The organism is Allobosea caraganae, assembly GCF_003351345.1.
GTDB classification, from domain to species: Bacteria; Pseudomonadota; Alphaproteobacteria; order Rhizobiales; family Beijerinckiaceae; genus Allobosea; species Allobosea caraganae.
Window position 1 is genome coordinate 496,846 of the sequence record NZ_QQTO01000019.1, and the last position, 23,203, is coordinate 520,048.

Below are 23,203 nucleotides of genomic sequence, written 5' to 3' on the forward strand. Positions count from 1 at the left end.
GATAGTCCTCCCTCCCGTTGCGCGCGTTATGCGCGAACATCGCCGCCTCCATGGCGCTGGGGCGGCATGATAGCGAGCCTTGGCGGTGCCCCTGTCGAGGGCCACGCGTCGCGAAGATTGGGGAAGCCGTCATCAGAAGATAACGAGGAGGTCTATACCATGTCTCAAGTAATAAATGAAGGAATGGCGCTGCACATTGTTTTAGCTTTTCCTGCCGGAGCGCAGGGATCACGCTCGCCGAAAGTCGTTGTGGGACTTGGCTGGTGGCGGTGGAGCATTGGCGACAAGCGCCGGGCCGCTAGATGAACTTCAGCCCCTTCAGACTGGCATGGCCGTCCTTGCCGACGATGATGTGGTCGTGCACGGCGATGCCGAGCGGCTTGGCCGTTTCGATGACCTGCTGCGTCATCAGGATGTCGGTGCGCGAGGGCGTCGGGTCGCCGGAAGGATGGTTGTGCACCAGGATGACCGCGCTCGCCGAGAGCTCGAGCGCCCGCTTCACCACCTCGCGCGGATAGACCGGGGTATGGTCGACCGTGCCGGTCTGCTGCACCTCGTCGGCGATCAGCGCATTCTTCTTGTCGAGGAACAGGATGCGGAACTGCTCGCGCTCGGCGAAGGCCATCGCCATCCGGCAATAGTCGATCACCGAGGACCAGGACGACAGCACCGGCCGCTTCGAGACCTTGCCCTTGGCCATGCGCTGCAGCGAGGCGGCGACGATCTTCAAGTCGAGCGCCACGCCGTCGCCGACGCCCTTGACCTCGGTCAGCCGCGAGGCAGGCGCGCCGAGCACTTCGGCGAAGGAGCCGAAGCGCTGGATCAGCTCCTTGGCGAGCGGCTTGACGTCGCGCTGCGGGATCGAGCGGAAGAGCAGGAGCTCGAGCAGCTCATAGTCGGGCAGGGCGTCCGCACCCGCCTCCTGGAAGCGGGCGCGCAGGCGCTCGCGATGGCCGTGATAGTGCGGGACGGCGATGTCGGAGAGGACGCCGGGGAGCGGCGGGGCCTTGGCCTTGCGGCCGTTGAGCTTGCGCCCGCCCTGGCCGCCCTCGGCGCTCATTGCCTGGCGAGCGGATTGTCGCGGCCGGCCGGCGAGAGCGTGAAGATCTCGCAGCCGGTTTCGGTGACGCCGATCGTGTGCTCGAATTGGGCCGAGAGCGAACGGTCCCGCGTCACCGCGGTCCAGCCGTCCGAGAGCACCTTCACCCCGGCCTTGCCGAGGTTGATCATCGGCTCGATGGTGAAGATCATGCCGGGCTTGAGCAGGGCGCCTTCGCCGGGGCTGCCATAGTGCAGGATGTTCGGCGCGTCGTGGAAGAGCTGGCCGACGCCATGGCCGCAGAAGTCGCGCACCACGGAGCAGCGCTCGCCCTCGGCATAGCGCTGGATGGCGAAGCCGATATCGCCGGTGGTGGCGCCGGCGCGCACCGCCTTGATGCCGCGCAGCAGGCTCTCATAGGTGATCTCGACCAGCCGCTCGGCCTTGCGCGGGATGTCGCCGACGCCATACATCCGGCTGGAATCGCCATGCCAGCCATCGACGATCAACGTGTAGTCGATGTTGAGGATGTCGCCTTCGCGCAGCGGCTTGTCGTCGGGGATGCCGTGGCAGACGACATGGTTGATCGAGGTGCAGATCGACTTGGTGTAGCCGCGGTAGAACAAGGTCGCCGGATAGGCTGAATTGTCCATGGCGAACTGGAAGGCGAGGTCGTCGAGGCGCTGGGTGGTCACGCCGGGCTTGACGTAGCCGCCGAGCATGTCGAGGCCTTCGGCCGTCAGCCGGCCGGCCTTGTGCATGGCCGCGAAGGCCTCGGGGCCATGAATCTTGATGACCGGATCGCGCATGCGCGATCGTCCCAGGCTCTCGTCGAATGTCATGATGCGCAAGCTGCTCCTTGCTCGCCATTATCTATTGTGTTTGGCGGGAGGCGCAAGGTTGTTGCGCAGCAACTCCTGCTGATTGTCAGCCTGCATCCACCCGCGCCGCGTCGCGGACGATCCAGGCGCGGGTCTGCTCCAGGATCTCGCCGGAGAGTTTTGGGTCGTCGCTGAGCCGGGCCAGGATCACGGCTCCGACCATCGCGGCCCAGGAGCCGATCCCGGCCTGGCGCTTCTCCTCCTCCGTCGCGCCCGGCGCGCTGCGGCTGAAGCGCTCGACCTGCCGGCGCAGCCCGGCCGTCATCGCCGCGCGCGCCTCGGGCGATTGGCGGATGGTCTCGGCGCCGAGCCCGGCCGTGGCGCAGCCGCCGGCGAGATCGGCGCAATGGTCGGGCGAGAGATAGGCCTCGGTGAAGCTGGGGAGGTCGATCTCGCCCGGCGCGCTGGCTAAGAGCGCATGGGTCAGCGTCTGGGCGATGAGATCGTCCTTCGAGGCGAAATGCCCGTAGAAGCCGCCATGGGTCAGGCCGGCGGCCTTCATCACCTCGGCCACCGTCACGGCTTCGAAACCGCGCGCCCGGAACAGCCTGCCGGCCTCCTCCAGGATCTTCTGCCGGTTCAACGCCACCTGTTCGCGACTGACTTTCATCACGTCCTCCTGATCGTCCTTGACAGGATACATGATGTCGATCATGAATGCACTTATATGATCGTGGTCATGAATAATTCCCGACCTCGAGCATCAGGAGAATTCCAATGACCGCACAACCCGCTGTCCTGATCACCGGCGCCTCGACGGGCATCGGTGCCGTCTATGCCGATCGCTTCGCCCGGCGTGGCCATGACCTCGTGCTGGTGGCGCGCGACGTCGCCCGCATGGAGGCCCTGGCCGAGCGCCTGCGCCGCGAGACCGGCGTCGCCGTCGACATCATCAAGGCCGACCTCACCGATGCCGCCGACGTGGCGCAGGTCGAGGCGCGGCTGCGCGACGACGCGCGCATCGGCGTGCTCGTCAACAATGCCGGCGCCGCCGCTGCCGGTGGCTTCCTGGAGCAGAATCCGGAAGGGCTGGCGAAGCTGATCAGCCTCAACGTCGTCTCACTGACCCGCCTCGCCAATGCGGTCGCGCCGCGCTTCGTGCGGGAAGGCAAGGGCGCGATCGTCAATATCGGCTCCGTCGTCGGCCTCGCGCCCGAAATCGGCATGAGCGTCTATGGCGCGACCAAGGCCTTCGTCCTCTTCCTGACGCAGGGCTTGCATCTCGAGCTCGGTCCGAAGGGCGTCTATGTCCAGGCCGTGCTGCCTGCCGCCACGCGCACCGAGATCTGGGAACGCTCCGAGCGCGACGTGAACTCGCTCTCGGCCGTGATGGAGGTGGATGAGCTGGTGGATGCGGCACTCGTCGGCTTCGACCGGCGCGAGACCGTCACCATCCCGTCGCTGCCGGATGGCGGGCAGTGGACCGCCTTCGACGGGGCGCGCCAGGCGATGGTGCCGAACTTCCTGCAGGTCCACGCGGCCGAGCGCTATCGCAAGGCTGCGTGAGGCACGGCGTCCGAAGCCGGTCGCCCGCGGGCGGCCGGCTCAGAGGAGCAGGCTAAGACCGGTCGCGGCCAGTGCCGCGATCCAGAGCGCGTCGAGGTTGATCCAGCCGCGCCTGAGGAAGCCGACGCCGAACCATTCGAAGACCAGCGTGGCGATCGTTGCGGTGACCGCGAGCATCGCCGCCATGTGCAGGCCGATGGCGGCGAGCGAGATCGGCAGCGAGCCCGCAGCGGTGAGTTCGCGCGCCGGCGTCGCCGCAAGGCAAAGCGGGATGAGCACCGGCACCAGCATCAGCCCGGCGCCATGGCTCGTCGCCATCAGGAAGGACCAGAGACCAAGTCCCGCGAGTCCCGTCTGCATGCCGACGCGGACGCGGTGGCGGTGGCCGTAGAGCGCGTGCCAAGCGGCCCAGCCGATCAGCAGCGCACCGGCGATCACTTGCAGCAGGCGCTGGTCGATCACCGTGCCGAGCGCGACGACGAGCGCCACCACCACCGCGACCGAGACCGCGTGCCCGAGCGCGATCGGCAGCAGCGACAGCCACATGGTGCGGCGGCTGTCGCGATTGAGGCCGAGCGCCACGGCGAAGAGCCAGCCCATGGCCGGGTTCAGGCCGTGGAAGGCGCCGAGGCCGGCGAGCATGAGCCAGGGCGACATCTCAGTGCTCCGCCGTCTCGGATGTAATACGCATCAGGGATAGCAATAGGAATCGGAGGAGCAGTCGCCGCCCTCCAGCCGGACCTGATGCGGGCGATGCCCCTTCGGCCAATCGACGAAGAACTTCTCGTCGAAGCGAATGCCGCCCTGGTCGCCGACATCGAGCTTGACCATCCAGCCGTCGATGCCCTCGGGATAGAACTGAGGATCGATGGCGCCATAGAGCGAGTTGGTGAAGTAGACCCGCTTGCCGTCGCGGCTGATCTCGACCATTTGCGGGCCGCCATTGAGGTGGCCGTTTTTGGCTCCCGGATGCGTCGCGCGCGAGACGATGCCGCCGATGCGGACGCGGCCGGTCTCGACCGGCTTGAACGGGTCGGAGACGTCGTACTGGATCATGTCGCCGGTGCCCCAGCAGGAGACGTAGAGGAAGCGGTCGTCCATCGAGAGGTCGATATCGGTGACCAATGGAGCGACCGCGCCAAAGCCTTTGAGGACCGGCGGCAGCAAGGCGGGATCGGCCGGCTCGGCCGGGATCTCGATCACCTTCTTCACGGCCCATTTCGAGCCGTCGCGATACCAGGTCCAGATCGAGGCGGAGAGGTCCTTCAGGCTGATGACGCAGCCGACGAAGCCATAGGCCTTGCGCGGATCGTGCGCCGGCCTGAGCTCGAAGACGAGCTGGTGCTCTGCGCCGAAATCGATCTCCTGCTGGTGCTTGCGAGTGTGCAGGTCCCAGAAATGCAGCCGGCGGCCGTATTTGCTGCCGAGCAGGATCTCCGGTACCAGCCCGTTCTCGAACGTGTCCGGCGTGCCCCATTCGCTGGTGATCATGGTGTCGTGGCCGAGGTGCCACCAGAAGTCGTAGGCGAGCTTCTGCGGGCCGCGCTCCATCTCCCATTGCCCCATCACATCGAAGCTGACGGGATCGAGCAGGAAGATGCCGCCGGGCTCCTTGCCCTCGGCGTTGCCGAGCGCGTTGACGTAGATGCCTTCCGGTCCGCAATGGATCGTGTGCAGCCGGGAATAGCCGGCGCGTTCGGCGATCTCCTCCGGCTCGATCACCCGCACGATCGAGGGCTTCCTGGGGTCGGGCTTGGTGTCGATGATGTGCAGCCGCGACGAGCGCAGGCCGGGCACGACGAGGTAGCGCCGCTCCATATGCGGATGCGGCGCGTTCGGGCAGAGGCAGGACGAGCAGGCGTTCCAGCCGAAATGATGCAGCTCGTCGCCGGTGTTGGGCATCGCGACCTGGCCGACGATCCGCGAATAGGTCGGCGATGCCGGGTCGACATCGACCACGGCGACGGCGTCGGGCGTTTTGCGGTCGGGGTCGAAGGCGGCTACGTAGGCCAGTTTTTCGGCGGGCGCCTTGGCCGCGAGCCGAGGCGAAGGGTAGAACGAGGGATCAGGTCGCCAGCTTGCCATGATCAGTCTCCCGAGCACCCCCCAGCGCCCCGGTCGAGAGCGCAGTGTACAGACGCCGGGCCGGAATGTCCTGCGCCTGGATCGGCGCTGAGGGAGTAGTGGCGCGGCGGGGTCGGCCGGCGCTCAGTCCTCTTCGACGAAGACGACTTCGCGCTTGCGGGCGATGGCTGGCAGCGAGACGATGACCAGCGCGATCACGGCGATGACCAGCAGCACGGCGCTGATCGGCCGGGTCACGAATACGGTCGGGTCGCCACTCGAGATGATCATGGCGCGACGCAGGTGCTCCTCCAGCATCGGCCCCAGGATGAAGCCGAGGATGAAGGGCGGCATCTCGCAGTCGAGCTTGGCGAGGATGTAGCCGGCGAGCCCCGCCGCGGTGATCTCGTAGACGGCGAAGGCCGAGTTGTTGACGCTGTAAACGCCGATGCAGCAGAAGGCCATGATCGCCGGGAAGAGCACGGTATAGGGCACCCGCAGCAGCGAGACCCAGATGCCGATCAGTGGCAGGTTGAGGATGATCAGCATCGCGTTGCCGAGCCACATCGACGCGATCAGTCCCCAGAACAGGTCCGGGTTGTTGTTGATCACGTTCGGGCCAGGCGTGATGCCCTGAATGATCATGGCGCCGACCATCAGCGCCATCACGGCGTTGGAGGGGATGCCGAGCGAGAGCATCGGGATGAAGGAGGTCTGGGCGCCGGCGTTGTTGGCGGCCTCCGGCGCGCTGACCCCTTCGATCGCTCCGTGGCCGAATTCCGCCGAGTTCTTCGAGACCTTCTTCTCGACATTGTAGGCGACGAACGAGGAGAGCAGGGCGCCGCCGCCCGGCAGGATGCCGAGCAGCGAGCCGATCACCGTGCCCCTGATCGACGGGCCGATCATGCGCCGGAGATCATCGCGGCTCGGGAAGAGGCCCGCGACCTTCGCGATGATCGGCTCGCGTGCGTTCGCGCCTTCCAGGTTGCGCATGATCTCGGCGACGCCGAAGACGCCGACCGCGATGGCGACGAAGTCGAGCCCGTCGGAAAGCTCGGTCGAGCCGAAGGTGAAGCGCGGCGTCGCCGTGTAGATGTCGGTCCCGGTCAGGCCGAGCAGCAGCCCGGCGCAGATCATGCAGATCGCCTTCAGGATCGAGCCCGAGGCCAGAGCGATCGACGAGACCAGGCCGACGACCATCAGCGAGAAATACTCGGCTGGGCCGAAGCTGATCGCGATCTCGGTTAGGGGCGTCGCCACGATCGCGATCAGCAGGGTCGCGACCGTGCCGGCGAAGAAGGAGCTGAGCCCCGCCGCGGCGAGCGCCGGCCCGGCCCGGCCGTGCCGCGCCATCTGGTAGCCGTCGATCGTGGTGACGGCCGAGGAGGATTCGCCTGGCAGGTTGATCAGGATCGCCGTGGTCGAGCCGCCATATTGCGAGCCGTAGAAGATGCCGGCCAGCATGATCAGCGAGGCCGTCGGCGTCAGCCCGAAGGTCAGCGGCAGCAGCATCGCGATGGTGGCGAGCGGGCCGATGCCGGGCAGCACGCCGATCAGGGTGCCGAGCAGCGTGCCGAGGAAGCAATAGGCCAGATTCATCGGCTGGAAGGCGACGGAGAAGCCGAGGCCGAGATTGCTCAGGAGTTCCATGCGCTCAGCCCCACCGGAACCACGAGCCGATGATCGGGATCGGCAGCTTGATGCCGTAGCCGAAGATCAGCGTGCACAGGATTGCGATGCCCAGGCTGGCGAGCAGCGCGGGAACCGGCCGGAACGGGCTCGCGGCGAAGGAGGCGATCAGCGCTGTCGCGAGGATGCCGGGAAAGAGCCCGAGCCCTTCGAGCTGGCTGGCGAAGAGGACGGTCGCGAGCGAGAGCACGAGCGGCCCGCGCCAGGGCATGGCGGCGAGCGAGATCGCCTCGGCGGAGCCCAGGCTGCGCACCGCGATGGTCGCGCCCATCGCCATCATCAGGCTCGAGAGCAGGATTGGGAAATAGCCCGGCCCCATGTTCAGCGCCTCGCCGATCGGCAGGTCGCGCCAGGTGATGGCGGCGTAGGTTGCCCCGAAGGCGGCGAAGATCGCTCCTGCCGCGAGGTCTTTGCGGTTCACGGCCACTGCATGCTCCTGGCGAGGCGGTGTGTGCGTTTGCGCGCGGCGTGCTTATGCGCGCCGCTAGCGGCTGATGAGCTGTCCGGATGCGTCGGATGGCGGGGGCACGGCGTCCGGCCGCAACCGGCCGTCCGCTCGTCCGCAGCCTATTGCGGCAGCGCCATCTGGCCGATATTGGCCGCCTTGATCAGGCGCTCGCGCTCGGTGCGCGTTTCCGTGACGCGCTTGGTGTATTCGGCGACGCTGCCGGGCATCGGCAGCAGCAGGTTGCGCTCGAACGTGCTCTTGATCTCTGGCCGCGCCAGGATCTCGTTGGCGGCCTTGTTGAGCTTCTCGATGATGGCGGGCGGGGTCCCGAGCGGGGCGGCGATGCCGTTGTCGATGTTCTTGAGCTGCACGTTGGGCAGCGTGTCGGAGATCGAGGGCAGCTCCGGCAGCAGCGGGAAGCGCTCGGCCGAAGAGACCGCGAGCATGCGGACCTTGCCGGCGTCCGACATCGGCTTCATCACCGCCGGCGCGCCGAAGAGAATGTCGACGCGGCCGCCGACGAGGTCGGTCAGCGCGTCCGAGGTGCCCTTGTAGGGCACGTGCACCAGCTTGATCTGGGCGGTGCGGGCGATCTCCTGCGCCAGCAGGTGGTAGGGCGTGGTCACGCCCGAGGTCGCGTAGGTCACCGGCACCGTGGCGCTCTTGGTGAAGGCAATCAGGTCAGCGAAGGTCTTGACGTCCTTCATCTTGCCGGTGGTGTTGATCGCGATCGCGGTGGGCGAGCCGCCGAGATTGGTCACCGGCACCAGCCGTTGCGAGACCGCGTTAGCCGCCTCGCCGAAGACGAACGGATTGATCGAGTAGATGTTCTCGGGATAGCCGAGCAGGGTGTAGCCGTCGGGCGGCGATTTCGAGACGAATTCGGCGCCGATCTGCCCGGCCGCGCCGGCCTTGTTCACGACGATGAAGGTCTGGTTGTACATCGCGGTCAGCTCGCGGGCCGCGGCGCGCACGACGATGTCGGTGGCGCCGCCGGGGCTGTAGGGCACCACGATCGTGACCGGGCGGTTCGGGTAGTCGTCGGCGGATTGCGCGGAGGCCGGCGCTGCGGCGGCGAGGCTAAGGGCCACGAAGCTGAAGCGGACGAGGCTCGGCAGGCTCCGGCCCTTGCGGGCGCCGAACGGGGCAATCGATTCCATGGTGCGTAATCCTCCCAATTACTGTGAGAGAAGCGGTCTCATCTGAGGTCGGGCGCGTTCTCGATGGTCGAGCTCAACAGATGGCAACAACTCCCGGAAACGATATCGCATGGCGCGATCCGCGTTGGCTGTCCGATGCGCGACAATTGTCAGGCGGTGCAGCTGCGGCCGATCATCCTCCCATGCCGCTCCCCGGAAGGCACGCCCTCCGGTCGCCTCGATAGCCCCAGCGCGCCTTGGCTGCGCAAGGCCCGCGTAGCCGGGCGCGGTGCCGCAATCGCGCCTTCTCGACGAACCTGCTGGCGTCTGCCCGCTTTGGCGTGTATCAGGCCGCCAATGGCAATTCACGATCTTCAATCCGTCGAGGCGCAACCCTTCGGCGCCTTCGCGCCCCAGGGGCTCATCGCCCGGATCATTCACTGGACGCGCCGCGCCCCCGACAGTTTCCTCGGCCGCAAGCTCGCCTATGCGCTGCGCCGTATCGGCCTGCGCTCGCTCGACGGCAAGCCGGTCGACATCGAGGCGCTGGGCGCGCGGATGCGGCTCTATCCGGACGGCAATGTCTGCGAGAAGCGCGTGCTGTTCACGCCGCAGTATTTCGATCCGGCGGAGCGCGACCTGCTCGCCTCGCGGATCAAGGAAGGCTTCCGCTTCATCGATATCGGCGCGAATATCGGCGCCTACTCGCTGTTCGTCGCGGCCAAGGCCGGGCCCGGCGCGCGCATCCTCGCGGTCGAGCCGCAGCCCGACGTGTTCTCGCGCCTGACCTACAACATCGCGCAGAACCCGTTCGGCACCGTCAAGGCCGTGGCCTGCGCGCTCGCCGACAAGCCGGGCGAGCTGACCCTGTTCATCGACCCGGCCAATCGCGGCGAGTCCAGCGTCCGCATCCTGCGCTCCAGCACGGGCAGCCAGGTCAAGGTGCCGGCGACCACGCTGCTCGCGCTGGCCGAGAGCGAGGGCTATGACCGGCTCGACGCGATCAAGCTCGACGTCGAGGGCGCCGAGGACCTGATCCTCGAACCCTTCCTGCGCGATGCCCCAGAGTCGCTCTGGCCGAGCCTCGTCCTGATCGAGGATTCCCGCCTGCGCTGGCAGAGCGACCTTACGCTGCTCCTGACCCGGTGCGGTTACGAGCTGCTGGCGCAGACGCGCATGAACCTCATCTTCGAACGCAAGTCCGGCTGAGTTTCGCGCTCCAGCACAGCTTCCCGCGCATGGCGGGCGTGTGCTGCACGGCGTGCCGCCCGCTTGAGCGTTTTGCGCCAAACCCCTAGCTCTAGAGCGCGCCCGGAACAGCGGGCGCCGTTTCGCATCCCCGTACGCGGCGGGCCGGGGCGGCGAGGGGACTGATCTATCGTGACGCGCCGTCCGCAGGTTTCGCGGCCCGGCAACCAAAGGAGCCGGCCATGACCGCGACCGACGCATCGCTCACTCGTCCCACCGTCACGGCGGCAATCCTGGTGATCGGCGATGAGATCCTGTCCGGCCGGACCAAGGACAAGAATATCGGCTACATCGCCGAGTACCTGACCAATATCGGCATCGAGCTGCGCGAAGTCCGCGTCGTGCCCGACCTGGTGGACGAGATCATCTCGTCGCTGAACGCGCTGCGCGCCCGCTACACCTATGTCTTCACCACCGGCGGCATCGGCCCGACCCATGACGACATCACCGCGGACTCAGTGGCGGCCGCTTTCGGCGTCGCGATCGACCATGATCCGCGCGCCATCGAGATGCTGTCCGAGCGCTTCCCGGCCGACCAGCTCAACGAAGCCAGGCTGCGCATGGCCCGCATCCCGGCCGGGGCCGAGCTGATCGCCAACTCGGTGTCGAAGGCGCCGGGCTTCCACATCGGCAACGTCTTCGTCATGGCCGGCGTCCCGGCGATCATGCAGGCGATGCTCGACGTCGTCGGGCCGACGCTGAAGACCGGAACGCGCATTCTCTCGGAAACCGTGCGCGCCGGCCTGCGCGAGGGCGATATCGGCACGGCGCTCGGCGAGATCGCCAAGTCTCATCCTTTAGTCGCGATCGGCTCCTACCCGTTCTGGTCCGAGACCGGCCCGGACACCAATGTCGTGGTGCGCTCGCGCAACCCGGAGAAGTTGGCCGAGGCCGTGCTGGCGGTGAAGGCGATGATCGAAGCAGAGCAGACACGCCTGCGTGGTTGAGGGGGGCTGAAATCGCAACCTATAGGCGCGCCTGCCTGGGCGCTATACTGCTGCCGAACGCCTCCTTCGACGGCGTCGGGCGGCTTTATAGTGCCCGTGCATGACGCAAGGTTTGATTGCGATCAGTCTATTGTGAGAATGTGCGAATACGTTTGAATTATTACTGATCAACGAATCATAAACCATCAACTGCCATCCTGACCTTGCGGCCGATTATCCCGGCCGTGTCCCTATCCGGCGCGACTGCTTCGCGGGAAGCGGTGCCGGGCGGGGGCTTATCGGCCCGCGTCGCCCTGGGGCGGGTGCGCCGGCCGGCAAGCGCAGGGGGGATTGCATGCCAAGCCTGTCCAGCCTTTTCTCCAATCGCCGTCTGGCGGCCCAGGTCGCGGCGATCAACCGCTCGCAGGCCGTGATCGAGTTCGATCTCGACGGCAAGATCCTGAACGCCAACGAAAACTTCCTGGCCGTGCTCGGCTACACGCTTGACGAGATCAAGGGCCAGCACCACCGCATGTTCGTCGATCCGGCCGAGCGCGAGGGCGCGGCCTATCGCCAGTTCTGGGAGGCGCTCGGGCGCGGTGAATTCTCGACCGGCCAGTACCTGCGCCTCGGCAAAGGCGGCAAGGAGGTCTGGATCCAGGCGAGCTACAACCCGATCTTCGGTGCGCGGGGCAAGCCGACGGGCGTGATCAAATACGCTTTCGACATCACCGCGCAGAAGGAGCGCCTCGCCGATCTCGAGGGCCAGCAGGCCGCGATCAGCAAGGCGCAGGCTGTGATCGAGTTCGACCTCTCCGGCAAAATCCTGACCGCGAACGACAATTTCCTTGCCGTGCTCGGCTATTCGCTGTCCGAGATCGCCGGCCAGCATCACCGCATGTTCGTCGATCCGGCTGAGCGCGAGGGCACCGCCTATCGCCAGTTCTGGGAGCGGCTCGGCCGCGGCGAATACGATGCCGCCCAGTATCGGCGCATCGGCAAGGGCGGCAAGGAGGTCTGGATCCAGGCCTCCTACAACCCGATCTTCGATGCCAAGGGCAGGGCCTACAAGGTGGTGAAGTTCGCCACCGACATCACCGCGAGCTTCCGCGGCCAGCAGCTGGAAGCTGCGGTCAAGGAGACCGGCGCGGTCATCGCGCGCGCCAAGGGCAAGGACCTGACGGGCCGCGTCTCGCTTGCCGGCAAGACCGGCGAGGTGGCGCAGCTCTGCGGTGGCGTCAACGACCTGCTCGACACCTTGGCCGAGGTCGTCGGTTCGGTGCGCGAGATCGCGCAGCAGATCGCGCAGGCCTCCGGCAAGATCTCGACCGACAGCGCCCAGCTCGCCGAGCGCACCGAGGCCAACGCCGCCAGCCTGCAGCAGACGGCTGCGACCACCGAGGAGCTGGCGGCCTCGGTCAAGCACAGCGCCGGCCATTCGCGCACGGCGGTCGAGCTCGGCCACGAGGCGCGCAGCGTCGCCGAGCGCGGCGGCGCCATCGTCGGCGAGGCGGTCGGCGCGATGGGGCGGATCGAGCAGGCCTCGTCCGGGATTTCCGAGATCATCGCGATGATCGACGAGATCGCCTTCCAGACCAACCTGCTGGCGCTCAACGCCGCGGTCGAGGCGGCGCGGGCCGGCGATGCTGGGCGCGGCTTCGCGGTGGTCGCGACCGAGGTGAGGGCGCTCGCCGCCCGCTGCTCGGAATCGGCCAACGGCGTGAAGTCGCTGATCGCCAATTCGAGCGAGCAGATCAAATCCGGCGTCACACTGGTCAAGAATGCCGGCGCGACCCTGCAGGAGATCGTCTCGGCCGCGACCCGCGTCGCCTCCACGGTCAACGAGATCTCCGCCGCCACGGCCGAGCAGGCCAACGGCATCGACGAGATGGCCCGCACCGTCGCGCATATGGACGAGATCACCCAGCAGAACTCGCTGCTCGCCGATGCCAGCTCGAAAGTGGCGCAGGACCTGCGGCGCGACACCGAGCGGCTTTCCGCCATGGTCGCCGCCTTCAGGCTCGACGAGGCCGAGCCGGGCTTCGAGGCGCAGGTCGTGCGCCAGCTGCGCGAGCGGGCGCCGCATCTCGCCCGCCCGGCTCCGCCCGCGCGCACTCATGCGCCCACCCCCGCGCCGAAGCTCAAGCGCGTCGCCGGCGGGGATGGCTGGGAGGAGTTCTGAGCGCTCAGCCTGGGGATGAAGCCGGCCGTGCTCTTGCCACGGCCGCGCTTATCGGCTTTCCGGAATGATCGAGAGAATGATCAGCCGCGAGGGCGCGCCATGGCCGAACCCACCAGCAACAAGGCCTTCCCGGTCTCCTGGGACCAGTTCCACCGCGATGCGCGCGCGCTCGCCTGGCGGCTGGCCGAGAAGGGGCCGTTCGAGGCGATCGTCTGCATCACGCGGGGCGGGCTGGTGCCGGCCGCGATCATCTGCCGCGAGCTCGGCCTGCGCCTGATCGAGACGGTCTGCGTCGCCAGCTATCACGATTACAAGAACCAGTCCGAGCTCGTGGTGCTGAAGGACGTCGCGCCGACCATCAAGGCGATCGGCGACGGCAGGGGCAAGGGCGTGCTCGTCGTCGACGACCTGACCGACACCGGCAAGACCGCCAAGGTGGTGCGCGAGATGCTGCCCAATGCGCATTTCGCCACGGTCTACGCCAAGCCCGCCGGCGTGCCGACGATCGATACCTTCATCACCGAAGTCAGCCAGGACACCTGGATCTACTTTCCCTGGGACATGGGGCTGGCCTATGTCGAGCCGATCGCCAAGGACCACAAGGGCTGAAACTCATGCGACGCTGCGGGATCGCAGCGCGATGACCATGCCGGCGATGGCGAGCGCCATGCCGGCGATCTCGGTCATCGAGGCCCGCTCGCCGAGCAGCAGGAAGCCGGAAAGCGCGGTGACGCCCGGCACCAGCGGCAGGAACAAGGCCGCGCGGCCGGCGCCCAGCAAGGCGATGGCCTGCGCGTAGAGGAAGAGCGCGGCGGCGCCGACGATCACGCCCTGGTAGAGCGCCTGCAGCACGATGGCCGGCCACGCCACATGCGCCAGGTTGACCGGCATCAGGAGCGCCATGACCGGCAGCAGCGGGACCGAGAGCAGGCAGGTCGCCATCGTGACCTCGATCGCATCCGCGCCCCAGCGCCGCGCCAGCAGGCCAAAGCTCGCCCAGAGCACCGCGATCGAGACGAAGAGCAGGTCGCCGATCCAGGCGCCCGGACGCGCCGGCGCGCTGCCGAGGGCCTCGAGCGAAAACAGCGCGACGCCGAGCACGATGACGCCCAGGCCCGCGAGCCGGCCGGGGCCGGGCTTCTCGCCGAATACCCACCAGGCGAAGAGCGCGGTGCAGACCGGGATCAGTCCCGGCGAGATCACCGAGGAGTGCAGGGCAGGCGCGAAATGCGCGCCGCCGACCAGGATCGCGCTGTAGAACGGGCCGATCAGCGCAGTCAGGATCAGGGCGCGCTTCCAGCCGAGCCGCCCGACGGGGAAGGGCCGCAGCCGCCTCAGCGCGAAGGGCAGCAACACCAGCCCGGCGGCGAGGAAGCGCAGGATCGAGACGTCGGCCGCCGTCAGCCCGTCCGCCACCGACTGCCGCGACACCACCGCCTGCACGCCCCAGATCAGCGCCGCGCCGGCGCCGCAGGCGAAGCCGAGCCAGAGGCGGCCGGCGGGCCTGGCGAGGGTGGGCGAGGTTTGGGTCACGCGGTGCTTTCCGGGCGAGGGGTGGCCTCTATGCGCGCGCCGGCCATTTGATCGCAAGCGCTCCCGGATGATGCAGCCCTACGCCCTGTGCATGGACAAGCACCCGCGGGGAACCCTCTCCTGTAAGGAAAGGGCTCCCGCGCTTTTCCAGCAAAGGCCGGAGCCTCAATCCAGCGCCGCGACCAGCCGCTCGCAAAAGCCTTGCGCCGCCTTGCCGTCGATCCAGCGCAGCACGGCGACGAGGTCGTGCTCGGGGTCGATCCAGATGACGTTGCTGCCGGCGCCCAGCGCCGAGAAGGCGCTGGAAGGCAGCTTCGGATTGGCCTCCGGGCCGCGGTTCAGCCACCAGAGCAGGCCGTAATTCGCCAGCGTCGGCGAGGGCGTCAGCGCCATCTCGACGTAAGCGGGCGGGAGCAGCTGCTTGCCCTCCCAGATTCCGCGGCGCGCCATCAGCAGGCCGAAGCGGGCATGGTCGCGCGCGCCGATGACGAGCCCGCCGCCCCAATGCCCGCCGCCGGGCACGGACTGGATGCGCTGGCCGTCGATCTCGACGAAGGAGGTCTCGTAGCCCTCCCAGCGCCAGTCCTGCGAGGCGCCGATCGGGTCCATGATGCGCTCGCGCAGAACCTCGGGCAGCGGCCGGCGGAAAAGCTGCAGCAGGGCGTAGCCGAGCACGTTCACCCGCACGTCGTTATACTCGTAGAAGCTGCCGGGCCGGTTGAGCTCGCGCCGCTGGCCCTTGCGGCTGTTATCGGCGCCGGGGCCGATCTGCCTGTTATGGTCGACCTGGTCGGACTTGCCGAAGATTTCGCCCTGCCACTCGCTCGATTGCTGCAGCAGGTGGCGCCAGGTGATCTCAGCATTATGCGCGCCTGCGAAGACCGGGCCCGCGACGCTCTTAGCCACCGGCTCGTCGAGATCGCGGATCAGCCCGTCGCCGAGCGCGACGCCGGCCAGCACCGAGAGATAGCTCTTGGCGATCGAGAAGGTCATGTCGGTGCGGTCGGTGTCGCCCCATTCGGCGACGATCCTGCCGCCCTTGAGCACGAGCCCCGCCGGCCCGCCGCGCGCCGCCACAGGACCGACGATCTCGCTCCACGGCCCGGTCTCGTTCCACTCGACATTCCCGACATAGGCGCCATCGGGATAATACAGGCTCCTGGGCCAGGGCGACTCGTTGGCGACCGCGAAGTCGATGGCGTCCTGCAGGCGGGCGGGGGAGAAGCCGGCGTCGGTGGGGGCGAGGGTGGACCAGGGGGAGGTGGACGGGGCGGGGGTGTACGAGGTGGGCGTGGGCGAAATCACGAGGGGGTATCCTTGGCGCGCGTGTTGGTGGTCTGTCGATTCGATCGCTTAGTGTAGCGAACGAAGAGCGGTCGCAGTTTACTTTGAAAACCCGGTTTGGCCCGACGCCGAGATCGTGGCGTAATCCAACTGGTGTGCCCGCGCGCCCCGGGGGATCAACGTGACGCCGCCAAACGTTCGTTTACGCCTTTGAGGAAAAACGCTGTTATGTGGCAGGCGCAATTTTCTCGATTCGAGAGCGCTGGTCGAGAAAGTATGTTCCCGTTTTGTTCGGGATAGTGTATTGGTGGATTGATGAGTGACGAAAGCGATCTAGACGCGACTGCGCCCAAACGCCGTAGGGCTACCAAGGCCGACGCCGTCACGCCCGCCGTGGCGACGCCGAAGGGCAAAAGTCGTCAAAGCCATGGTCGGAATTCAAAAGTTTATGTGCCTGTCATACTGAAGCTGTTTCAGGATCGCTGGCGGCCGGGAGCGGCAACGGTCGTTTTCTCGCTCGACGACGTACGAACGGCTGTTGAAGCCATCCGGGACGTCTCTGACAATCCCGATGCGATATCGTCCCGCAATCCAGCAGATGTAGTTTACCGTATGCGATCCCGTACCGTCTTGCCGAAAGAGATACTCGATAAGGGCTTTCATGTTCTACGCGCCGTGGGGCGCGGGCGCTATCAGTTCGAAAAGGCGTCGAGCGGGATTATCGACACACCGGTTAACGAACTAACGCCGGCAATCGATCAAACGCCGATGCCGGTGCGGCGCTTGTTGCCCGAGACGATGGCGGAAATGGACGAGCAGGCGCTGCTATCCGTTGTGGGATATTGCAGCTTGCTAGACCACTTTACCGGCATGAAGGTGTATCGTTTGCGCTCACACGTGCGGAAAAGTGTGCCCGGAGTAGGGCAAGCAGAACTTGACGCAATTGATGTGGGTATAGCGGCTGGCGAAGATGAAATCCCCGTTGTTTTTCCAATCGAGGCGAAGGCGGTTTCAGATGAACTCAATCGCGCCCAGATTTTCAATATGATCCAATACGCCGCGCACTATTTTCCGGATCTCAAAGTCCGACCATTGGCGCTCAAGGTAGATTATCAATCGGCGGTTCACCTTATTGAATTCAACGTTGCAACCAGACCGGGCGATCTCCGGATTGTCCGATCGGCTAGTTACGCCATTAATACGTCGGAGGCTCAGTTAGCCATGATCCGAGCAACGAATGTACCAAAGCAATGACAACGATGCCCGCAGGGATTGAACTCTTCGCCGGCTGCGGCGGCCTATCTACGGGGTTTCTCGACGCTGGGCTCAATGTCGCTGCGGGTTTCGAACTCGACGCACGTGCGGTGGACGCGTACAACTACAATCACAGGTATCGCGGCAGTCAGGGTTTCACTGCGGACCTTAGCGTGGCATCGGGCGCCACACTGCTAAAGCGCGCGGGGATCAAGCGTGCTGATTTCATCGTGGGCGGGCCGCCCTGCCAGCCATTTTCGATTGCAGGCAAGCGACAAGGCAAGCGTGACATTCGCGCTGATCTAATCGGGCATTTCATTCGGATCGTGCAAGAACTTAAACCATCCGCGTTCATGCTAGAAAACGTGCCGAACCTTGCCGCGATTTCTGGCGGCGAGTTCTTAGACGAAGTGAAGGCCGAGTTGCGCGCGCTCGGCTATACGATCGATCATCGCATTATATCGGCTGCCGACTTCGGTGTGCCCCAGAATCGCAAGCGCTTGGTCGTGCTTGGGGTAGAGCAGAAGCGCGCCGTTCGCTTTCCCGCACCGACGCACGGTACACTTGAACGTCCTTACCTTTCGGCGTCGGAAGCGATCGACGATTTGCCGGATGCTGGCGAGTTTGGAGAAACCGGGATCTATAATCATGAACCGACTGCTCATTCGGCGGACATGATCGAACGCCTGAGTACGTTGGAGCCCGGCAAGCGCGAGCGCGGTTCATTCCATGATCGGTTGCACCCCGGCCGCCCGTCGTACACTTTGCGCGCTGGATCGGGCAATTTCAGTCCCCTGCGACCCGTGCACTACAAGCATCATCGAGTGATTACTGTGCGTGAAAGTGCACGACTTCAAGGTTTTTCAGACGATTTCCTTTGGCCCGATCGAATCCCGCGTTTGCAGCAGTATCGGCAGGTTGGAAATGCCGTACCGCCGCCAATGGCGCGGGCCTTTGCTGTATCCCTTGCCGAACAAATGGGCTGGGCATTAGATGCAGCGGCGCTCGCGGGCGATCCCTCGACGCGAGAGGCTGCGAACACGCTTACTGATGCAGAACGGAAAGCCCTTAGGACGGCACGGATGCGGGGGGCTTCGCTCGGCAAAATGGCGTTGAACGCTAGATAGAGCGCTGTCTCGCGCGACACCTAATGGGCTGCGGACGGGGTCCCTCACTCCTCCATCATCGTCTCCACAAACACCTCCGGGTCCGCGCAAAACTCCCGCATGATCCGGAAATGCTGGGTCTGCTCGATCGTGACCGGATCGCGCCCATATTTGGTCAGGCCGAGCTGGCGGGCGCCGGGATAGGCCATCAGGATCGGCGCGTGGGTCGCCATGATCGTCTGGCATTGGCCGAGCCGGTCCATGCGGCTCAGTAGCTTGAGGAATTCGATCTGGCGGGCCGGGGTGGAAACCTCTCCGCGTCATCCCGGACAAGCCGCGTAGCGGCGCCGCTCCGGGATCCATCGTACGGCTCCGCAGCCTTACGATGGATCCCGGCGCGAAGGCGTGGATGGTCGGGACAAGCCCGACCATGACGGCGAGGGGGCGGAGAGGGCGCGTCTGCGGGGATAGAGCCGGACATGGCCGCAACCTTATCCCCGCCCTCCCAACCACCCCTATACTTCCACCCATCCTCACCCACTCGGGGTGGCCAACCGGAGGCAGTCTGGCGGCTGGGTGAGGATCGGCGCCTGCGGGTGGAGTTGCGATCCGCTCCCGGGAGGCTTCGGGGCACCGCCCTGGGGGTAATACGGCCCCTGTGCGAGGAGCTCGCTTGAAGAGGATGCCGGCTTGCCGGCGTTCAGGAAGCGCGGCCCGGAGACTGAAATCGCCGAAGGCGGAGCGCCAGGGGGCGTGCGGATGGGGTTCCATCCGCGCCGCCCGGCAACGGACGGTATGGCTTCAAAGGCGCCTCCCGGCGCTCCGCCAACCCTGAGGAGATCAAGACCGCCGCGCGTCAGCGCGGGCGGGCGAGGGGGCGTGACCAGTGTCGTGCCGGGCGGAGCGCAGGCCTGAGAATCTCCTTCAGGAGATGCTCGGGTCAAGCCCGAGCATGACGGAGGAGTTTCGTTTCCCGTTCCGGCAACCCGAGGAGCCCCATGACCCGCCATAGCGAAGAGCCCGTCCGTTCCGTCGCGCAGCGGCTGGCCGATCTCGAGAGGTGCAACGAGCTGCGCAAGGAGGCCCAGGCGCACATGGCCGCCGCCTTCGAGATCTGGCGCGCCTGCAGCCGGAAATCCTGCCGGCGCAGCCAGCGCTGCGCCGGGCCGAGCGTCGCCACCTGTCTGTCCGAGTGGTCGAGCAACTATCTCGACGACGCCACCCGCGCGGTCCTGCAGGCCGGCGTCAAGGCGCGTCTCGCCGGCGCCGGCGTCGAGGAGGCCTGTGCCGTGGCCGAGGCGCTGGCGGAGCGGATCGAGGCCGAGCGTGCCGCAGCGGCGGCCGGGACGGCCTCCGCGCCGCTCCTCACTCCTCCAGCATCGTCTCCACGAACGCCGCCGAGGCCGCCGCGCGGCGTCGCCCATTCGGCGCGATGAGAGTGGCGGCCCCTCCCGGACGGGAGGGGAGAGTGGCGGCTAGCGCTTGAAGCCGATCAGGACGCCGTCGGCGCCGAGCGAGAGCTGCAGGCCGCGGCGGCGGGTCGCCAGCCGCATCACCACGCCCTTGGCGTTGCGCAGCCAGAGCGTGCCGCGCCCCTGCGCGCCGATGGCCCAGCCCTCGCGGACCTGGACGTAGGCGCCGGCGAAATCCTCGACATCGGTCAGGCCGTAGACCGAGCCGGTGGCGGAGAGCGTGGAGGCGCCGATGCCGCCGATGCCGAGGCCGCCGACCGTGATGTCGTAGTTGCGGTTGCGGTAGCGCAAGGTGCCGCCGCCGACGGCGCCCGAGCCGATGAAGGCGACCTGGAGCTGCTGGATGCGGACGGTCGCGCTCGCCGGGCCGGCAGGGCGCGCCTGAGCGTAGGCGGTTTCGCTTGCGAGGAGGAAGGCCAACAACAGTGCCGCGATTCTGACGATCATGATCGTTCTCCAAGGCCCCAACGTCAGGCAGCTTAGAATGGTGGCCGGAAACGTTTTCACTCAAGCAATTTTTTACGGCGCATTGGGTCAATTCATGCATGGTGCCAGCTAAGCAGGTTGTCCCAAGCAAAAGCGCGAAGCAACGTTGATTCCCTCTCGACAGGATAGGTCGAGTGGCGCAGTCTCCCGCGCGGAATATGACGCCATGTCTCTGGGTTGTGCCGACCGGAGCCGCGCCCAACCTGGGCAGGGTGGCGTTTCCGGAGCAAGCAGCTGGGGGGCTGAAACCGTGTCTACATCCCAAATCAATGCCGCGCCTGTGACCGCCGCCTGGCGGTTCAAGCTCGGCATCGGCATCTTCATCCTGGCCTTCGCGCTCTGGCTGCTGATTCCGCTGGGCGCGTCGATGGGCGTTCCGGGGCCGCGCATCGCGGCAATGACGGGGGCGATCTTCGTCGCCAACAAGGTGCTGCTGCTGGCCTGCATCGCGGTGATGGGCAAGGCCGGCTTCCAGCAGCTCAAGGGAATGGTCTTCGGCTACGCCAAGGGGCTGGCGCCGAGCGGCCCGGTCGGGCCGGTGCGCCATGCCGTCGGGCTGGTGATGTTCTGCCTGCCGCTGCTCTCGGCGACGCTCGAACCCTATGTCGACCAGTTCTTCCCCGGCTTGAGGCCGAATCTCTGGCAGCTCCAGGCGCTCGGCGACCTCATGCTGATCGCCAGCTTCTTCGTGCTCGGCGGCGATTTCTGGAACAAGATCCGGGCGCTGTTCGTGCGCACCGCCAAGGTGGTCGACAGCCGCGACGGCGGCGCGGCGGCCGGCATCTGAGCGGATTTTGCGATGACTAGCGAAACCGAGGCCGAAGCCGCCGTGCCTGCGCCTGCTCCCGCCAACCCGCTGCGCAAGGTCGCACTCGGAGTCTTGTTGGCGATCGTCGTGCTCTTCGCCGTGTCGATCGTGATGGAGCGGCTGACGCCGTCCTCGTCGCAGGCGGTGGTGCAGGCCTATGTCGTGCGCATGGCGCCCGACGTCGCCGGCCGCGTCACCGAGGTCAACGTCACCGACAACGAGCGGGTCGAAGCCGGCAAGGTGCTGTTCCGCATCGACGCCAGGCCCTTCGAGATCGCGGTGACGGAGGCGCAGGCGCAGGTCGAGCGCATCGGCCAGACCATCGGCGCCTCCACCGCGGCGGTGGAATCGGCGCAGGCCAGGCTGGTCAAGGCCGGCGCCGAGTTCGAGAACGTCCGGGCCCAGTCGCAGCGCACGCTGGAGCTGGTCCAGCGCGGCATCCTGGCGCTCTCGAAGGCCGACGAGGCCAAGGCGGCGCTGAACGGCTCGCGCGCGGCGGTGACCGGGGCCGAGGCCGACCTCGCCAAGGCGCGCGAGGACCTCGGGCCTCAAGGAGCGGAGAACCCGCAGCTCAGGGCGGCGCTGGCCGCGCTGGAGCGGGCGAGGCTCAACCTGCTGCACACCACGGTCAGCGCCCCGGCACTGGGTGTCGTCACCAATCTCCAGCTCGCCACCGGGCAGTTCATCGGCGCCGGCCAGTCGGCGCTGACCTTCATCGACGCCAGCTCGATCTGGGTCTCCGCCAATTTCAAGGAGAACAGCCTCGAGCACATGTCGATGTCCGACCGGGCCGAGGTGGTGTTCGACTCGCTGCCGGGCGTGGTCTTCCCGGCCAAGGTCGAGAGCATCGGCTGGGGCGTCTCGCAGGGCAGCGTCGATCCCGCGACCGGCCTGCCGACGATCCGCAACGATAGCGGCTGGGTGCGCGATCCGCAGCGCTTCCCGGTCAGGCTGATCGTCGAGGGCGGGCCACCGCGCGGCATCCGCTTCGGCTCGCAGGTCAATGTCGTGGTCTATACCGGCAGCAACCCGGTCGCGAACGCGCTCGGCGCCTTCTGGATCAGGCTGGTCTCGGTCCTGACCTATGCCACCTGAGGCATCCGCCTCGGCGCTCGGCCGGCAGCGACGCATCGGCCTGCGGGTCGCGCTCGCAGTCGCGGCCGGGCTGACGCTCGGCATGGCGACGGGCGCGGTGATCCCGTTCCTGGGCCCGCTCTTCGCGGCGCAGTTCCTGCTCGCCGGCAAGCCGCTGCCCTTCGGCAAGGCGGCCGGCATGGTCGGGCTGGTGCTGGTCGTCGGGCAGACCTTCGTGCTGCTGACCGGCCTCTTCGGCGACCGCCCGCTGCAGCTCCTGACGCTGCTCGGCCTGTTCTACCTGATCTGTTTCGCCGCCCACGCGCAGGGCAAGGGCGGCCCGGCGATCTTCCTCAGTCTGGTCATCGCGATCATGGTGCCGCTGCTCGACCTCCTGCACGGCGATCTCGATGAGGGCATGATGGCGATCCTGCTGCAGGGCGTGGTCAGCGGCATCGTGCTGTCCTGGCTGGCGCATGCGCTCCTGCCCGACCGCGAGGCGGAGACCGAAGAACCGGCGCCGGTCGTCGCGCTCGGCAACCCGCTGCTGCGCGCCGTCGCGAGCACGGCGATCCTGCTCGGCGCGGTGACGCTTTGCCTGACCCATAGCGGCTTCTCCTCGGCGATCGTCGTGCCGATCACCGTCGCCTCGCTGCTGCTCCAGCTCGATCTCGCCAACAGCGCCCGCGCGGCGTTTGGGCTCGTCGCCGTCAACCTGCTCGGCGGGGTGCTGGCCTCGCTCGCCTTCGCGTTCATGGAGCTGCGTCCGGCGCTGCCCATGCTGTTCCTGGTCACGCTCTTCGTTGGGCTGATCCTGGGCGGGCGCGCCGCCGTCTCGTCTCCATCAGCCAAGGTCTATGGCGGGGCGCTGACGACCTTCCTGATCCTGTTCGGCACCGGGCTCTCGCCGCTGCCGGGCTCGACGGCGGAATCCTTCGCGACCCGCATCGGCTTCGTGCTGTTCGCCATCGCCTATGCGCTCTGCATGACCGCACTGCTCTGGGCGAGGCCGAGGACGGCGACCAGCAGCGCCTGAGCCTTCACCCGACGGGCTGGAAAGAGTG

At 66.9% G+C, this 23,203-nt stretch carries 23 protein-coding genes; 11 read left to right on the forward strand and 12 right to left on the reverse strand.

The features are described 5' to 3' along the window. Positions 1-298 precede the first annotated feature (298 nt). The 3 genes from radC to DWF00_RS10490 all read right to left on the reverse strand — a co-directional run bounded on the left by radC (position 299) and on the right by DWF00_RS10490 (position 2,530). Entirely contained in the window at positions 299-1,060 is a 762-nt protein-coding gene (gene radC / locus DWF00_RS10480; protein WP_114827517.1) for a RadC family protein, read from the reverse strand. Continuing rightward, positions 1,057-1,881, reverse strand: a complete 825-nt coding sequence (map, locus tag DWF00_RS10485; RefSeq protein ID WP_114828004.1) for a type I methionyl aminopeptidase — start codon at positions 1,879-1,881, stop codon at positions 1,057-1,059. Before map ends, radC begins: the two co-directional genes overlap by 4 nt. Positions 1,882-1,966: 85 nt before the next feature. After that, positions 1,967-2,530: a TetR/AcrR family transcriptional regulator gene (locus DWF00_RS10490; protein WP_114828005.1), complete on the reverse strand. Its 564-nt coding sequence runs from the start codon at positions 2,528-2,530 to the stop codon at positions 1,967-1,969. Between the two features lie 107 nt (positions 2,531-2,637). Here DWF00_RS10490 and DWF00_RS10495 point away from each other — a divergent pair, with 107 nt between their 5' ends. Further along, the gene (locus DWF00_RS10495; RefSeq protein WP_114827518.1) at positions 2,638-3,426 is read left to right on the forward strand and encodes an SDR family NAD(P)-dependent oxidoreductase; all 789 of its coding nucleotides are present in this window, start codon (positions 2,638-2,640) and stop codon (positions 3,424-3,426) included. A gap of 39 nt (positions 3,427-3,465) precedes the next feature. On the opposite strand, the gene DWF00_RS10500 is transcribed toward DWF00_RS10495, so the two are convergent. The 5 genes from DWF00_RS10500 to DWF00_RS10520 all read right to left on the reverse strand — a co-directional run bounded on the left by DWF00_RS10500 (position 3,466) and on the right by DWF00_RS10520 (position 8,787). Further along, on the reverse strand, positions 3,466-4,083 hold the full coding sequence (locus DWF00_RS10500; RefSeq protein ID WP_114827519.1) for a hypothetical protein: 618 nt from the start codon (positions 4,081-4,083) through the stop codon (positions 3,466-3,468). A gap of 33 nt (positions 4,084-4,116) precedes the next feature. Then, on the reverse strand, positions 4,117-5,511 hold the full coding sequence (locus tag DWF00_RS10505; RefSeq protein WP_114827520.1) for a selenium-binding family protein: 1,395 nt from the start codon (positions 5,509-5,511) through the stop codon (positions 4,117-4,119). A gap of 123 nt (positions 5,512-5,634) precedes the next feature. After that, a complete protein-coding gene (locus DWF00_RS10510; RefSeq protein WP_114827521.1) occupies positions 5,635-7,140 on the reverse strand; it encodes a tripartite tricarboxylate transporter permease in 1,506 nt (501 codons plus the stop codon). 4 nt (positions 7,141-7,144) lie between these two features. Then, positions 7,145-7,600 (reverse strand): tripartite tricarboxylate transporter TctB family protein, encoded by a 456-nt coding sequence (locus tag DWF00_RS10515; protein WP_181832482.1) that lies wholly within the window; start codon positions 7,598-7,600, stop codon positions 7,145-7,147. Positions 7,601-7,746: 146 nt separating this feature from the next. Next, positions 7,747-8,787 (reverse strand): Bug family tripartite tricarboxylate transporter substrate binding protein, encoded by a 1,041-nt coding sequence (locus DWF00_RS10520; protein WP_114827523.1) that lies wholly within the window; start codon positions 8,785-8,787, stop codon positions 7,747-7,749. A 336-nt stretch (positions 8,788-9,123) separates the two neighbouring features. Here DWF00_RS10520 and DWF00_RS10525 point away from each other — a divergent pair, with 336 nt between their 5' ends. From DWF00_RS10525 to gpt, 4 genes are all read left to right on the forward strand, one after another. After that, positions 9,124-9,975: an FkbM family methyltransferase gene (locus DWF00_RS10525; protein ID WP_114827524.1), complete on the forward strand. Its 852-nt coding sequence runs from the start codon at positions 9,124-9,126 to the stop codon at positions 9,973-9,975. A gap of 221 nt (positions 9,976-10,196) precedes the next feature. Next, entirely contained in the window at positions 10,197-10,961 is a 765-nt protein-coding gene (locus tag DWF00_RS10530) for a competence/damage-inducible protein A (RefSeq protein WP_114827525.1), read from the forward strand. Between the two features lie 334 nt (positions 10,962-11,295). Beyond that, positions 11,296-13,122, forward strand: coding sequence for a methyl-accepting chemotaxis protein (locus DWF00_RS10535; RefSeq protein ID WP_114827526.1), 1,827 nt, complete (start codon positions 11,296-11,298; stop codon positions 13,120-13,122). A gap of 99 nt (positions 13,123-13,221) precedes the next feature. After that, positions 13,222-13,731 carry a xanthine phosphoribosyltransferase gene (gpt, locus tag DWF00_RS10540; RefSeq protein ID WP_114827527.1) on the forward strand — a complete coding sequence of 170 codons (510 nt, stop codon included), beginning with the start codon at positions 13,222-13,224 and terminating at the stop codon, positions 13,729-13,731. Positions 13,732-13,734: 3 nt separating this feature from the next. Here the strand turns inward: gpt and DWF00_RS10545 are convergent, their stop codons facing one another. Together DWF00_RS10545 and DWF00_RS10550 are read right to left on the reverse strand one after the other, a co-directional pair. Beyond that, entirely contained in the window at positions 13,735-14,655 is a 921-nt protein-coding gene (locus tag DWF00_RS10545) for a DMT family transporter (protein ID WP_147283629.1), read from the reverse strand. Between the two features lie 165 nt (positions 14,656-14,820). Next, the gene (locus DWF00_RS10550; protein ID WP_245973826.1) at positions 14,821-15,960 is read right to left on the reverse strand and encodes a serine hydrolase domain-containing protein; all 1,140 of its coding nucleotides are present in this window, start codon (positions 15,958-15,960) and stop codon (positions 14,821-14,823) included. A gap of 294 nt (positions 15,961-16,254) precedes the next feature. Here DWF00_RS10550 and DWF00_RS10555 point away from each other — a divergent pair, with 294 nt between their 5' ends. Together DWF00_RS10555 and DWF00_RS10560 are read left to right on the forward strand one after the other, a co-directional pair. Continuing rightward, positions 16,255-17,193 carry a hypothetical protein gene (locus DWF00_RS10555; protein ID WP_147283630.1) on the forward strand — a complete coding sequence of 313 codons (939 nt, stop codon included), beginning with the start codon at positions 16,255-16,257 and terminating at the stop codon, positions 17,191-17,193. After that, positions 17,190-18,320, forward strand: a complete 1,131-nt coding sequence (locus DWF00_RS10560; protein WP_114827530.1) for a DNA cytosine methyltransferase — start codon at positions 17,190-17,192, stop codon at positions 18,318-18,320. The genes DWF00_RS10555 and DWF00_RS10560 overlap by 4 nt, the downstream gene beginning before the upstream one ends. 44 nt (positions 18,321-18,364) lie before the next feature. Here DWF00_RS10560 and DWF00_RS10565 read toward each other — a convergent pair whose 3' ends face one another. Beyond that, positions 18,365-18,562, reverse strand: a complete 198-nt coding sequence (locus DWF00_RS10565) for a hypothetical protein (RefSeq protein WP_114827531.1) — start codon at positions 18,560-18,562, stop codon at positions 18,365-18,367. Between the two features lie 735 nt (positions 18,563-19,297). Between DWF00_RS10565 and DWF00_RS10570 the strand changes: the two genes are divergently transcribed. After that, positions 19,298-19,735 (forward strand): hypothetical protein, encoded by a 438-nt coding sequence (locus DWF00_RS10570; RefSeq protein ID WP_114827532.1) that lies wholly within the window; start codon positions 19,298-19,300, stop codon positions 19,733-19,735. Positions 19,736-19,774: 39 nt separating this feature from the next. On the opposite strand, the gene DWF00_RS10575 is transcribed toward DWF00_RS10570, so the two are convergent. After that, positions 19,775-20,218, reverse strand: coding sequence for a hypothetical protein (locus tag DWF00_RS10575; RefSeq protein WP_114827533.1), 444 nt, complete (start codon positions 20,216-20,218; stop codon positions 19,775-19,777). 289 nt (positions 20,219-20,507) lie between these two features. On the opposite strand from DWF00_RS10575, the gene DWF00_RS10580 reads away from it, so the two are divergent. Genes DWF00_RS10580 through DWF00_RS10590 form a run of 3 tightly spaced genes read left to right on the forward strand, consistent with a single transcriptional unit; the run spans position 20,508 to position 23,175 of the window. After that, the gene (locus DWF00_RS10580; RefSeq protein ID WP_114827534.1) at positions 20,508-21,044 is read left to right on the forward strand and encodes a transporter suffix domain-containing protein; all 537 of its coding nucleotides are present in this window, start codon (positions 20,508-20,510) and stop codon (positions 21,042-21,044) included. A 12-nt stretch (positions 21,045-21,056) separates the two neighbouring features. Beyond that, a complete protein-coding gene (locus DWF00_RS10585) occupies positions 21,057-22,160 on the forward strand; it encodes an HlyD family secretion protein (RefSeq protein ID WP_114827535.1) in 1,104 nt (367 codons plus the stop codon). Then, the gene (locus tag DWF00_RS10590; protein ID WP_114827536.1) at positions 22,150-23,175 is read left to right on the forward strand and encodes a DUF2955 domain-containing protein; all 1,026 of its coding nucleotides are present in this window, start codon (positions 22,150-22,152) and stop codon (positions 23,173-23,175) included. Before DWF00_RS10585 ends, DWF00_RS10590 begins: the two co-directional genes overlap by 11 nt. Positions 23,176-23,203 lie beyond the last annotated feature (28 nt).